Genomic DNA, 13315 nt, shown 5'->3' with positions numbered 1-13315 from the left:
ATAATATGACAGGGATCGTAGATATTGCCATTATCGGTGGTGGCATAGGTGGCATGTGCGCAGCCATCCAACTTAAGAAGCTTGGAAAAAACGTATCTTTAATTGAAATTAAAGATACGCTTAAGCCCATAGGTGCTGGTATTACCTTAAATGCAGCAACGCTTCGCGCACTTAAAGAAATTGGTGTCGTACAAGAGTTATTTAAAGTATCTGGTCAGTTTTCACAATTCGATATGTACACATCAGATGGTCATAAGATTGCCGAAGCGCCCATTAAGCCAGCTATTGGTGCAGAAGATTTAGCTGCAAATAGTATTGGGGTGATGCGGACCAAGTTTGCTGAAGTATTGGAAAATAAATTACGTGAGTTAGGCGTAAACGTTATTTTGGGTACAACTGTAGACAAGTTGGAAAATAACAAAGATTCCGTCAAGGTTCTATTTACCAATGGGCAGAAGCAACAATTTGATTTAGTGATCGGAGCTGATGGCATACATTCAAAAATACGCCATCTGGTCTTTCCTGAATTACCTGAAAGTACTTTTACCCACCAAGGGGCATGGCGAATTGTAGTGCCAAAATATTTTAATAACTTTTCAATGTTGATTGGTAAAACGCTTAAGGCTTCTTTTAGTCCTATTAGTGATTCACAAAGCTATATGTGCGTATTAGACCGTCATGAAAGTGATGATTTTATTGAACAGCATCTATGGCCTGAAAAGTTATCTGGTTTATTAGCTGAATTTGGTAGCGTTGTTCAGGAAGTAAAAGCTGATATCGATCAAGGAAAAATTAAAGCAGAAGATATTCTTTATCGTCCATTACACACCTTACTTGTTGAAGAGTCTTGGCATAAAGGTCGTGTTGTTCTATTGGGTGACGCAGTGCATTCAACTACTCCACATCTTGCTTCAGGAGCGGGTCTTGCAATTGAAGGAGCGATTCTTTTAAGTGAAGAGTTAGCAAAAGATCAGCCTTTGGAAGATGCATTAAATCATTATCAAGAACGACATTTTGATCGAGCAAAAATGGTTATTAGTGTCTCGACTCGTCTAGGTGAAATTGAGATGAGTAATGGCTCACCTGTTGAGCATCGAGAGTTGGCAACTAAAGCATTTGAAGCATTAACACAGCCGCTTAAGGCTTAAAACTTAAAACTGGCCCGAAGAAGTGCAAGATCTTTGGGCTAAATTTTTGAAAGAATAGAGGTGAAACATGAAGTTTGCCACATTAAAAAATGGAACTCGTGACGGTCAACTAGTTTTTGTAAGCCGTGATCTAAAATTTGCTCGACCTATTCCAGAATTTGCACAAACCATGCTGCAACTATTAGAACAATGGGATGAGTGGGAAAATGAGCTATATGAAGCTTATGAATTATTTAATGACAACCCTGATCAAAATGGATTTGTATTTGATACACAAAAAACTTTAGCGCCCTTACCACGCTGCTATCAGTTTGTAGATGGCTCTGCTTTTTTAAATCATGGCCGAATTATGAAAGAAGCCTACAAAATTAAAAATGAAGAACCGGAAGGGATTCCGATTTTAATACAACGCCAAAGTGATGATTTCCGCTCAGGTGTAGATGATTATGCTTTTCCTTCGACAAGAGATCTGTGCGATTTTGAAGCAGAATTCGCTGTAGCTGTTTCAGATATTCCAATGGGAAGCTCAAAAGACACAATTAAATCAAGCATCAAGTTAGTCATGATTTTAAATGATGTCAGCATGCGGGGTATTTTAAATCGTGAAATAAAAATGGGATTTGGTTTTATCCAAGCAAAAACTGCCACTATTTTTGCCCCAGTCGCCGTTACACCTGATGAGCTTGGAAAAGCTTGGGAAAATGAAAAAATTGCCTTAAATATTGAAGTTAAACGGAATGATCATTGGTTTGGAGCACCGAATGGAAAAGAGATGGATTATTCCTTTAGCGATCTTATTTCTCACCTAGTTTATAACCGTAATATTAAGGCGGGCACCATTATTGGCTCAGGCACTGTATCAAATAAAGATGCAAAACATACCGGTTCTGCTTGTCTGGCCGAAAAAATTGCTTTGGAAGTCATTGAACATGGGGCTGCCAAAAGTGAATTTATTCAATATGGTGAAACCATCGAAATTAATGTCTTCGATAAAAGTAAGAAATCAATTTTTGGAGCTATTAAAACTAAATTTATTCCTTGTTCATGATGACTAGCTTAAATTTTAAATAGTATCTATTAAAAATAATGGTCGCTTAGTTTATAAAAAAAGCTTTATAGAATAACTATCTACAAAGCTTTTTTATATTTTACATTTGATCAACTTTGTTACGAAGTTTCTTCAATAAATTGAATAATTGGTCTTTTTCAGACTCTTCCAGTTCTTCAAGAAGTTGCTTCTCTCTCTCAAGTGCAAAATCTGAAGCTACGTCATAAAGCTCTTGTCCAGTTGAAGTTAAGTTAATGACATAGGTGCGTTTGTCCTCAGAATGTCCATTAACTTCAATATATTTTTTTTCCTCAAGCTTTTTAACTGTGCGGCTTACCGCTGCCTTATCTAATCCTAAAATATCGCTAATTTTCTGTACTGAACAATCAGAAGCACTGGATAAAACTGAAATGATCCGCCATTCAGTCATCCCGATACCAAATTTTTGTGTATAAGCGGTACTTGATTTCAACATAAGCTTGTTTGCTAACATGTTGATTTGTGCTGTTGCATGACGGTCAATATTAATTTTTTGCATTCGATGATCGTAGTAATTAGAGGAGAGAATGAAATTATACAGAATCAATAAACTAAGGATATATTTAACTTTGTAGAAAAATATATCCTTAATATTTATCTTATTTTTAATCTTTATAAGATAGCAACAGCACGCACAAAACCTGCGGAAGCATGTTTAATCTTATAAGGAAAACATGAGACTAAAAATCCATAGTCAGGTAGGCTTTCTAGATTTGCTAATTTTTCCATCTGTCCATAACCGATATCTCGACCAGCTTTATGTCCTTCCCAAATAATAGAAGCATCTTTTGTTTCGGCAAATCTCTCTTTTGTATATTTAAAGGGAGCATCCCAACTCCACGCATCTGTACCAACTACTCGAACGCCTTGTTCTAGCATCCATAAAGTTGCTTCACGACCAATTCCACAACCTTTACCTAAATATTCAGGTTGTCCAAAATAAGCCCCAGCTGAGGTATTAATAAGTACAATATCTAAAGGACTAAGTGTATATCCAATTCTGCTTAATTCTTCTTGCACTTCAGATGCTGATACTACATGCCCATCTGGTTTATTACGAAAATCAAGTTTTACACCTGGTCGAAAACACCAATCTAAAGGTAGCTCATCTATCCCATAAGCAGGTTTTCCTCCATCAGTTGTAGAACTGTAATGCCAAGGTGCATCCATGTGTGTTCCACTATGTGTGGTAATAATTAAACGTTCTGCGGCCCACGCTTCTTCTCCGGGTAAATCTTTTAACTCTAAACCGGGAAACATAGCTTCCATTTCAGGCCAACCTTCTTGATGATCCATATATTCAATTTTTGGCAATAAAGGAGGAGGGTCTGTATATGGGTTATTCTCTAAAGTAACGGAGAGATCAATATATTTTCGATCTTTAAGAAAATTTTCCATAATTTTGTACCTTTGAAAAAATATTAATTCTTTTAAAATTTGATTGCTGCACTCAGCCAGAAAGTTTGACCTTCAGCTTTATTTTCAGACTCCAGATCTTTAATCCAGCTCGCACTGACTAGTGGACCTTTTCCATTCATAAATTGATATTGGATAGCGGGCCCAATAGAAAATGATTTCGTTTTTGAGTCCTTAATTTCTTGGCCATCTAATTCGTCATTTTCAAGTTGAGTGTAATAATAACCAGTCGCTCCGAAGCGCCAGTTATTGCTGTGGTAAGCAAGTAAGTAATCAATAGTCAGTTCATTACCCGTCTTGTAATTAGAATCTGAATTTTTCCAGTTAAAATTAACCATCGGACTTATGGCTGCTTCAAGTCCATTTTCAAACTTGTATTTAAGAGCTACGCGTGGTGCGATCGAGAAATAGTGGCCTGCAACATTCACATCATGACTTTTACTATAAGTACCGATGGGTAAAACAAAACCTAAACCAGCAACCATTTGCCATTGTTTCTGTTGTCCTTTATTCCATTGAAGAATTAATGGCTCAAATAAAACATCTGCGAGTCCATCATCGTTAAGTTTGACATCTCCATATGGTGTTTGAATTTTATTATTTAGATCTACATACGTTCCGATAATCTCAGATATCGTAATATCTGATCCTAAAATTTTCTTATCCCAAGTAGTTGTAAGTCTTAAAGTTTGTGCAGCCACTTTAAGGTCTTGATCATATTTTTTATCACCATTCTGATCATTAAATTGATCCGCCGTAGAATAACTAGAAATAATTTGAAGATAATTTCCAGTAATTGGAGGAAATTCAGCAATAAAAAATTGGGTGGTGCCGCCAGGCAGAGTAGGGTTACCATTTGGCGCTGCCAAAGTCTGTCCTGATGCTATAACTAATGAAAGGCTAGCTATCGCAATGAATGGAGGGTATTTAAAGTGAATATACATTGTTTGTTCCTTGTACAATCCAAACGGTCCGATGTTTGGAGATAATCCTGTCATCTAGCTTTTTTAGAGCAATAAAGGTCCTTATCCATCTTTTAGAAAGATGAAAATAAAAATTAATTAATTTAATAACTTAAATTTTATTTTTCTAAGTATTTACCGATCATGAGCATCTCCTATGCGTTTAAATTTCATCCGATAGCTCATTAAATACCAACATTGTTGATATGTCAACAATATGAATATTCTTTAGTTTAATAGCTCTTATAAAAACCCTTTGGTATTTTCGGTGCAATTATTGCCATTAGGTCGAGAGGTCTAATGAATGACGTGTTCTTCAAAATTGGACTCATTACGATTATTGGTCTATCCGCAAAGAACGCCATCTTGATTGTTGAGTTTGCAAAGATGCTCAAAGAGGAAGGAATGAGTTCGATTGAAGCCACGGTTGCAGCAGCCAAACTTCGTTTACGACCAATCTTGATGACTTCTCTTGTTTTCACATGCGGGGTAATTCCTCTTGTGATTGCAACAGGTGCAAGTTCTGAGACTCAACATGCTTTAGGTACTGGTGTATTTGGAGGCATGATCTCGGCAACGATTCTGGCTATTTTCTTTGTTCCCGTGTTCTTTATCTTCATTTTGGGCGCAGTGAAAAAGCTATCTTATAAGAAGAAAAAAATCTCATCTTAAGTTAAATGCATCAGGGGAAATACACAATTTCCTATGATGCTTGATTGAAATTTAAGTTTGAAAGAAAGGAATATCATGCTAGAGCAGTTTTTTAAATCAAGTATTTGAGTGAAAAGGGATAATTTAAAAATATGGTGTGATGAGTAGACCATGAGCGCCGTGCGATAAATCAAAAAATAATCTTTTGACTTTGTGGGAATAATATTGTTATTTTTGTTTTACGTTATTCGTAAATTAATTATGAATATCGTAATTAAAATGAGAATAATTTAAAGCGCAACATGGAGAAAGGATGACCATGAAAGAAGTTGCATTAAGTGATTTGATCAATCAACAGAAAGTTGGACGCTATCAGAAATTTATTTTGTTCACCTGTTTATTGCTGATGATTATGGATGGGTATGACATTCAGTCTATGGCTTACGCAGCCCCAATGATTATTGAAGAATGGGGCGTTCATAAAACCATGTTAGGCGTTGTGTTTAGCGCCAGCTTATTTGGTTTGTTTGTTGGATCATTTTTATTAAGTTTACTTTCTGATCGTTTTGGCCGCCGTCCAATATTACTGATCTCGACCTTTATGTTCTCCATATTGATGCTGGTCACACCACATGTCGGCAATATTGAGCAATTGACTGCAATCCGCTTTGTTATAGGAATTTTTTTAGGAGGTATCATGCCAAATGTCATGGCCTATAGCTCCGAAATTGTTCCATATAAATCTCGTATTTTCACCATGATGGTCATTTCTTGTGGTTATACAGTCGGGGCAATGTTGGGAGGAGGCATATCGGCCTTATTGGTTCCTTGGGGAGGATGGCAGGCGATTTTCTATTTTGGCGGGATTGTCCCTTTAATTATTTTCTTTATCACGTTCTTTAAGCTGCCAGAGTCTTTATATTTTTTAAGTGAAAATAGTAAAAATAATCCTAAGATTTTGTTTTGGTTAAATAAATTTTATCCTGCATTAACATTCAATTCAGAGATGAAAATCATCAATACGACTGAAGTTCAGGTTAAGAAGTCACCGCTTGAGTTATTTAAAAATAAGCGTGCATTTTTTACCTATTCTATTTGGATCATTAGTATTTTAAATATGATCAGTCTCTATTTTCTGGCGAATTGGCTACCGACTTTGTCTAAAGAGTCAGGACTCTCATTAAATCAGGCATTGATGATTGGCTCTACTCTACAATTAGGCGGTACGATTGGTAGTGTTGTGATGGGCCTTAAAATCGATAAGACTGGATTTTATAAAGTATTAATTCCTGTTTTTTTGGTTGCAGTGATTAGCGTTGCTTTAATTGGCTATGCTGTTAGCCATATTGTTTTATTATTTATCATTATTTTCATTGCTGGCTTTGCGATTGTTGGCGGACAACCTGCCATTAATGCGCTATCTGCGAGTTATTACCCAGTTTCACTTCGTACTACTGGTGTAGGCTGGAGTATTGGGATTGCCCGTTTAGGTTCAGTCATTGGGCCGTTATTTGGCGGCTATCTTTCTCAATTTCTGGTCATTACCCATTTATTTGTAATTGCGGCTATACCTTCATTGTTCGTTATTATCATGCTGATGATTCAGGCTAAGTACCGATCATAACGCTATTTACAAATGAATGAACCGGAGAGGTTGCTTGAGTATTCCTTACAGCAATTGGTGGTGTGAGAGTCGAGAGGGCTTTCACATTTAAAATTTGATTGTGTCAAGCTAGCCAATTAAATTGTTACAGCTCTAGATATTTTTTTAAATATTGACCTGTTAAAGATTTTTCTGCAGAGAGTAGGGAGCCGACTGTTCCAGAGAACACCAATTCACCACCTTTGTCACCAGCTAATGGACCAATATCAATAATCCAATCTGCTTGACTAATGATGTCTAAATTATGTTCGATAACGATGATCGTATTACCTTTTTCAACTAAGCTATTTAATAAACTAATCAATTTTTCAGTATCAGAGGGGTGTAAGCCCGTACTCGGCTCATCTAATACAAAAATATTATCCGTTTCATTAAGTTCTTTTGAGAGTTTTAATCTTTGGCGCTCGCCACCTGAGAAGGTATTTAAGCGTTGGCCAATTGCAATATAGTCTAACCCTAAGCTTACCAATGAATTAAATTGCTGCTGCAAATTACGATCTTCAAAAAAGTGACTCGCTTCTGCAACAGTCATTTTTAGAATTTCAGCAATATTTTTATCTTTATAATGATACTTTAACACCTCTGGGGCATATCCTGAGCCGTGACAAAGGTCACATGTCATTTCAACATCATCTAAAAATGCAAGTTCAATTTTCTCGATACCTGATCCTTTACACTGAGGACAAGCACCTTCGCTGTTAAAACTAAAGAGCTTAGCACTCACTTTATTTGCTTTTGCAAATAGTTGACGAATCGGATCCAGAAGGTCTAGATAGGTCAGTAAATTTGACTGAATGCTTGCAGTAATTGCTGATTGATCAATCACTTTTGTTTCAGGATATTGTTGAGGTAAGACTTTACTGATTAACGTACTTTTTCCAGAGCCCGCAACACCTGTAATAACGCTTAGACAATTCTTGGGAATGTCGACATCAATATTTTTTAGGTTGAATAAATGAGCATTTTTAATTGAAATCCATTTATTACCCATACGTGGTTCTTTCTTATAGGTATTTGGCCTTCTAAAAAACTCACCTGTTAAACCTGATGAATTTTTTAATTCTTCGAAAGTTCCTTGGTAAATAATTTGACCGCCGTTGATACCAGAAAGAGGGCCCATATCAATGACATGGTCAGCTGTTCTAATCAGATCGGGATCATGTTCAACGAGTAAAACGCTATTTCCCTTGTCTCTAATCTTTTGAATAATTTTAATAATATTATCTAAATCTTTTGGATGCAGCCCAATACTTGGCTCGTCAAAAATATAGAGGAGGTCAACCAGACTATTGCCCAAATGTTTAACCATCTTGATTCGTTGCGATTCACCACCCGATAATGTGTTGCTTACACGATTAAGACTTAAATAACTGAGACCAACCAAATTTAAGTTGTTCAGCTTATTGATAATTTCATGCAGAACAGTTTCAAATTTTTCACTTTTTATCGATTCTATAAACTCTAAAAGTGTTGATACAGATAGAGCTGTACAATCAGCAATATTTTTACCGTTAATCTTACAAGATAACGATTTTTGATTAAGTCGTTGACCTTTACATAAAGAACATTCTTTGGTGGTAATAATATCCTCAAGTTTATTCCGGTAACGATTTCTTTCTTGCGCTTCACCTTTTAAAAAGTTACGTTCAAATCTGGTCACTAGTCCTTCATAAAGTGCAGTTTTTCTCCATTTACTTGTTGGATTTAAGGGCTTGTGCTGAGGGGCATATAACAATAATTCCCATTCTTTTTCACTATAATCTTTTAACTTTTTATCTAAATCAAAGTAACCTGAATCTGCATATCGGGTCCAACGCCATGCAGTAGGTTGATAGGTAGGAAAATTGATAGCGCCTTCTTCATTTAAGGATTTATCTAAATCTAATATTTTATAAATATCAATTGTTTGTTCTAAACCAATACCTTCGCATTGTGGACACATGCCATTTGGATGATTAAAAGAAAAAACATTCGAATATCCAACAAACGGTTCTCCCATGCGTGAAAATAATAAGCGAAGATTGGCATAAATATCTGTAATTGTTGCCACTGTTGAGCGAATGTTACCTGTTAAAGGCTTTTGATTAATAATGACAGGTACATTTAAATTTTCAATTTTATCAACATCAGCAACCCCAAAATGTTGTAAACGATTGCGCACAAAACTATCTTGAGTTTCATTAATTTGCCTTTGAGCCTCTGCGCCAATAGTTTCGAAAACTAAAGAAGATTTGCCCGAACCTGAGACTCCAGTAAAGACAACAATTTCATGTTTTGGGATTTTTAACGAAATATTTTTAAGGTTATTTTGTCTGGCTCCGTAAATATTTATTGTTCTTTTAGTCATATGTAATCACTTGAAGTTAGGGATTGATAGTAAAGGTAAAATAAAATTTATGTAAAGGATGTATATGTTTCTTAAGTAAATAGTTTAGATATTCAACTTATAGGGCTTAATTATTAGGACGCTATCTAGAGAAGCATCTAGAAGAGTGGTGGTAGCCCACCACTTATTAAAATACTGAAGCTAGAGTTTTGATAGCTATGATTTCTGTTTGGCTTTTTGGCGTAAGACATACAAATATAAGCTTTCTACTTTTTCACGTGCCCATGGTGTGGTACGTAAGAATCGCAATGATGATTTAACACTCGGATCTATGCAAAAACATCTAATTTCAATTTTACGACTTAAGCCTTCAAATCCACCATAGTAATCCAATAATTCATCCAAAATGTCAGCAAGTTTTTTGCCGTGTAAAGGGTCATTGGAGGCGTTCATAATAGATCAACAATATTTTTGGAGTCCATTATTATAACCTGAGCTAGTTAGAAAATGAGAGGAATTGCGAAAACACATTTCGAAGCGTATTCGGCTGTAACTAATTATCAAAACTGGCTGATGTGATAGAAATCTAAAGAATAGTTGTACGCACGTACTATATCAGTTTTTCTAAGCCTGCAAAGGGTATTTTTAAAATATATTTATAAATTTCAATAAGATATAAATTATTCTATGTATTGAAATTTAGCCTAAGCAAATTAATAACTTTAATGCTCAAAAGGCTAGTTAACGAAAGAAATCTGTATAGCGGTAACCAGTAGCGAAAAATGAAGCCCGTAAAGGTGATAAGTAGCTTACGTGTTCTAGCTAGGGCAAATTAAAAATGTAATGACATTTTGTAGAAGGCTGCCTAGAGTGTTTTTCTGGCTAAGATTAGAAATAGGGTTAGTCAGTTTAAATCGTTAAGCGCACTAAGGGCTAGTAAGTTGCTTGAGCAACAGATACTAAGCTGCGAATTTACTGTAGTAAAGAATAAACGGCGTAGTAACAATGCAGAGTAGCCAGAGCCTTATATATGATAGGTTTCCAAATCTTCTATTTAACTTATGTTTACCTAAAGTTTGATTCATAAGAATTCATGTATTTATATCAATTAAATTGAATAACTTAGAGTGCTAAATTGATAGCTTTAAAATATTTAGTTCATGAACCTAGCTCTGAGTACATATTTTCCTACTAAAAAAGCTCTTAAGAAGAGACTAAATTTGTCTAAGAATGTGATGCACCATAAGACCGAACATGAGTCTAATCCGACTATGGTGGATCAACGTAAAGGTTATAATATGTATATTTTTTCACCATACTGAATGTAATTTTTATTGACTTTTTATCTTGATTGGTACTTAATGTAAACGTTTACATTTGGAGTGTATCAAGATGCGTGAGTATCAAAACTGGATTAATGGACAATCTTCTGCGCCATCAACTTCTGAATATATCGTGAGAACTTCTCCAGCAGATGGTACTGCTTTAGCTAAGTTTCCACGTAGTGGACAAGAGGATGTCGATATTGCAGTAGCTAAAGCTCAGGAATTACATCTTTCTGGTCAATGGTCAAATTTAGCAGCCTCAGAGCGCGCAAAACTACTTAATAAATTCGCAGATTTAATTGAAAAGAATTCTGAAAGTTTGGCAAAAATTGAAGCTGAAGAAGTAGGGAAGCCAATATTTTATGCCAGAGGCGAAATTCTATGGGCTGCTGAATTAGTTAAGTTCGCTGCTTCTTTAGCATGGCAAATTCCAGGTGAGGCACACACACATTTAGGTGAAAACAAACTAGGTTTAGTTACACGTGAAGCTCGTGGTGTAGTAGGTCTTATTGTTCCTTGGAACTTCCCATTAGTATGCCTTTTTCAAAAACTTCCATATGCATTAGCAGCAGGATGTCCAGTTGTTATCAAACCTTCTGAATTTACATCGGGAACAGCTTTAGAAGTTGCAAAACTTGCTAAAGAAGCAGGCTTGCCTGATGGTTTGATTAATATTGTTTGTGGTCGTGGTTCTATTATTGGCGATGCTTTAACCCGTCATCCAGATGTAAAAATGATTTCATTTACTGGCTCTACTGGTGTTGGTAAAACAATCGCACGTTTGGCAGCAGATGACATGACTCGTGTAGCACTTGAACTAGGCGGGAAAGCGGCTAATGTCGTGTTTGCGGATGCTGATTTTGATGCAGCTCTAGATGGTGTTTTATTTGGTGTAATGCTAAATCAAGGTGAAGAATGTGTTGCTGGTACGCGTCTAATTATTGAGGAATCTATCGCAGATTCTTTTGTTGAAAAATTAGTTGAACGCGCGAAAAAACTTACCATTGGTCATCCACTTGATGAAAATACTCAAATTGGCCCATTAATTCATCAACAGCACTTTAACAAAGTACTTGAATACATCGAAATTGGCAAAAAAGAAGGCGCTAAGCTTGTATTGGATGGCTCTAAACCTGAAGGTGAAAATCTTAATGATGGTTATTATGTTGGGCCAACAATTTTTACCAATGTAAAACGTACAGATCGTATTTTTCAAGAAGAAATTTTTGGACCTGTACTTACCGTGACAACCTTTAATTCAATTGAAGAAGCTGTTGATCTGGCTAATGATGTTGAATATGGCTTAGGTAATGGTCTTTGGACTAAAGATATTGATAAAGCTATCAATGTTTCTAAGCAACTTCAAAGTGGTACTGTGTATGTAAATACTTACTTAGAAGGAGCTGCACAATTACCATTTGGTGGATATAAACAAAGTGGTTATGGTCGTGAGAATGGTGTAGACGCTTTACTTGAATATATGGAAGTAAAATCTACATTTATTAAACTTGGCGTACGTACACCAGTTTTACCAAATACATTGTAATTGTTTTAATGAACAGGGACGTTCATTGCTTTAAAACTGGGATAGCAGGTATTACATGAACTTTAAACGAATGATTAATGTTGTAGGTGCTCATGCAGGCGGTGAGCGTAATGATGTGATTACTGGTGGTGTGCTCGACGTACCAGGTCAAACAATGTTTGACAAAATGACATACCTACAAGAGCAGAAGGATGAAATTCGTAAACTCATTCTGCAAGAGCCTCGTGGTAATGTAACTCAGTGCGTTAATTTGGTTTTACCGTCTAATCATCCTAATGCAGATGCTGGCTTTGTGATTATGGAATCGGAATATTACGTTCCGATGTCGGGCACAAATACCATTTGTACTGTAACAGTGCTTCTTGAGACTGGCATGATTCCGATGGTTGAGCCAATTACAAGGTTTACCTTGGAAGCACCGGGTGGGCTCGTGGGAATCGAAGCTCGTTGTGAAAATGGTAAATGTATTGATGTTAAATTTAAAAATGTTCCATGCTTTGTTTTTGGTCTCGATAAATTCGTTGAGGTTGAAGGTTTAGGCACAGTTAAAGTTGATGTTTCATATGGTGGAATGATATATGCCATCGTAGATGCACAATCAGTTGGCTTTAGCCTTACTCCTGACGAAGCTGCAGATTTAGTTGAAGTGGGTGAGCGAATTAAAAAAGCGGCAGCACAACAAGTTCCTGCTATTCATCCAGAGCAACCGTTAATTCATACTATTAATCAGACATTATTTGCCGGTTCAATTTCGACAAATAATGAAGGTTTAAAAACTGCAAAGAATGCAGTGATTGTATCACCAGGACGTTTAGATCGTTCACCATGTGGTACAGGGACAAGTGCTAGATTAGCTGTAATGCATGCAAGAGGACAAATTGGCTTAAATGAAAAGTTTGTTCATGAGTCTGTAATTGGCAGTAAATTTACTGGAATTATTGAAGAAATTGGTTCTATTGCTGGCCAAACGAGTATTACTCCATCAATCACAGGTAGCGCTTGGATTACAGGTTTTTATCAACATGTATTGGATGCAAGTGATCCATTCCCGGAAGGTTTTACTCTTGGGGATACATGGAAGAAAGAACGTAATTAATTGATATGGATGTTTAAAATGCGCGACATATACGGAAGAACAGTACAATCAGCATATGACTATGTTGTGGTTGGTTCAGGATCAGCAGGAAGCGT

10 protein-coding genes and 1 pseudogene are annotated in these 13315 nt (G+C 36.1%); 6 read left to right on the top strand and 5 right to left on the bottom strand.

The features are described 5' to 3' along the window. Positions 1–5: 5 nt before the first annotated feature. Entirely contained in the window at positions 6–1148 is a 1143-nt protein-coding gene (locus tag KTI79_RS00055) for an FAD-dependent oxidoreductase (protein ID WP_086376293.1), read from the top strand. Positions 1149–1215: 67 nt separating this feature from the next. Continuing rightward, on the top strand, positions 1216–2196 hold the full coding sequence (locus KTI79_RS00050) for a fumarylacetoacetate hydrolase family protein (protein WP_086376294.1): 981 nt from the start codon (positions 1216–1218) through the stop codon (positions 2194–2196). Between the two features lie 100 nt (positions 2197–2296). Here KTI79_RS00050 and KTI79_RS00045 read toward each other — a convergent pair whose 3' ends face one another. The 3 genes from KTI79_RS00045 to KTI79_RS00035 all read right to left on the bottom strand — a co-directional run bounded on the left by KTI79_RS00045 (position 2297) and on the right by KTI79_RS00035 (position 4595). Then, positions 2297–2734: a MarR family winged helix-turn-helix transcriptional regulator gene (locus KTI79_RS00045; RefSeq protein ID WP_001169554.1), complete on the bottom strand. Its 438-nt coding sequence runs from the start codon at positions 2732–2734 to the stop codon at positions 2297–2299. Between the two features lie 113 nt (positions 2735–2847). Next, entirely contained in the window at positions 2848–3633 is a 786-nt protein-coding gene (locus KTI79_RS00040; protein ID WP_057076305.1) for a cyclase family protein, read from the bottom strand. Positions 3634–3665: 32 nt separating this feature from the next. Then, positions 3666–4595 carry a transporter gene (locus KTI79_RS00035; protein ID WP_086376295.1) on the bottom strand — a complete coding sequence of 310 codons (930 nt, stop codon included), beginning with the start codon at positions 4593–4595 and terminating at the stop codon, positions 3666–3668. A 270-nt stretch (positions 4596–4865) separates the two neighbouring features. Here KTI79_RS00035 and KTI79_RS00030 point away from each other — a divergent pair. Beyond that, a pseudogene (locus KTI79_RS00030) lies at positions 4866–5285 on the top strand (efflux RND transporter permease subunit); the annotation flags it as partial. A gap of 298 nt (positions 5286–5583) precedes the next feature. Further along, complete coding sequence (locus KTI79_RS00025) at positions 5584–6888, top strand: MFS transporter (protein WP_086376310.1); 1305 nt, start codon at positions 5584–5586, stop codon at positions 6886–6888. 124 nt (positions 6889–7012) lie between these two features. Here the strand turns inward: KTI79_RS00025 and KTI79_RS00020 are convergent, their stop codons facing one another. Then, a complete protein-coding gene (locus tag KTI79_RS00020; RefSeq protein ID WP_199937073.1) occupies positions 7013–9274 on the bottom strand; it encodes an ATP-binding cassette domain-containing protein in 2262 nt (753 codons plus the stop codon). Between the two features lie 195 nt (positions 9275–9469). Next, on the bottom strand, positions 9470–9706 hold the full coding sequence (locus KTI79_RS00015) for a VF530 family DNA-binding protein (RefSeq protein ID WP_003651786.1): 237 nt from the start codon (positions 9704–9706) through the stop codon (positions 9470–9472). A 939-nt stretch (positions 9707–10645) separates the two neighbouring features. Here KTI79_RS00015 and KTI79_RS00010 point away from each other — a divergent pair. Further along, positions 10646–12124 (top strand): aldehyde dehydrogenase family protein, encoded by a 1479-nt coding sequence (locus tag KTI79_RS00010; protein WP_086376297.1) that lies wholly within the window; start codon positions 10646–10648, stop codon positions 12122–12124. Positions 12125–12179: 55 nt separating this feature from the next. Beyond that, positions 12180–13220 carry a proline racemase family protein gene (locus tag KTI79_RS00005; RefSeq protein ID WP_024437091.1) on the top strand — a complete coding sequence of 347 codons (1041 nt, stop codon included), beginning with the start codon at positions 12180–12182 and terminating at the stop codon, positions 13218–13220. The last annotated feature ends 95 nt before the right edge of the window (positions 13221–13315 follow it).

This window comes from Acinetobacter sp. WU_MDCI_Abxd143 (assembly GCF_025514195.1).
GTDB classification, from domain to species: domain Bacteria; phylum Pseudomonadota; class Gammaproteobacteria; order Pseudomonadales; family Moraxellaceae; genus Acinetobacter; species Acinetobacter pittii_H.
The sequence above is the reverse complement of the archived record's forward strand: the minus strand, read 5'-3'. Positions and strand labels throughout refer to the sequence as shown.

Excerpts from the sequence above, each read along its gene's own strand:
- KTI79_RS00055 (WP_086376293.1), top strand. The coding sequence starts at position 6 with ATGACAGGGATCGTAGATATTGCCATTATCGGTGGTGGCATAGGTGGC.
- KTI79_RS00050 (WP_086376294.1), top strand. The coding sequence starts at position 1,216 with ATGAAGTTTGCCACATTAAAAAATGGAACTCGTGACGGTCAACTAGTT.
- KTI79_RS00045 (WP_001169554.1), bottom strand. The coding sequence starts at position 2,734 with ATGCAAAAAATTAATATTGACCGTCATGCAACAGCACAAATCAACATG.
- KTI79_RS00040 (WP_057076305.1), bottom strand. The coding sequence starts at position 3,633 with ATGGAAAATTTTCTTAAAGATCGAAAATATATTGATCTCTCCGTTACT.
- KTI79_RS00035 (WP_086376295.1), bottom strand. The coding sequence starts at position 4,595 with ATGTATATTCACTTTAAATACCCTCCATTCATTGCGATAGCTAGCCTT.
- KTI79_RS00025 (WP_086376310.1), top strand. The coding sequence starts at position 5,584 with ATGAAAGAAGTTGCATTAAGTGATTTGATCAATCAACAGAAAGTTGGA.
- KTI79_RS00020 (WP_199937073.1), bottom strand. The coding sequence starts at position 9,274 with ATGACTAAAAGAACAATAAATATTTACGGAGCCAGACAAAATAACCTT.
- KTI79_RS00015 (WP_003651786.1), bottom strand. The coding sequence starts at position 9,706 with ATGAACGCCTCCAATGACCCTTTACACGGCAAAAAACTTGCTGACATT.
- KTI79_RS00010 (WP_086376297.1), top strand. The coding sequence starts at position 10,646 with ATGCGTGAGTATCAAAACTGGATTAATGGACAATCTTCTGCGCCATCA.
- KTI79_RS00005 (WP_024437091.1), top strand. The coding sequence starts at position 12,180 with ATGAACTTTAAACGAATGATTAATGTTGTAGGTGCTCATGCAGGCGGT.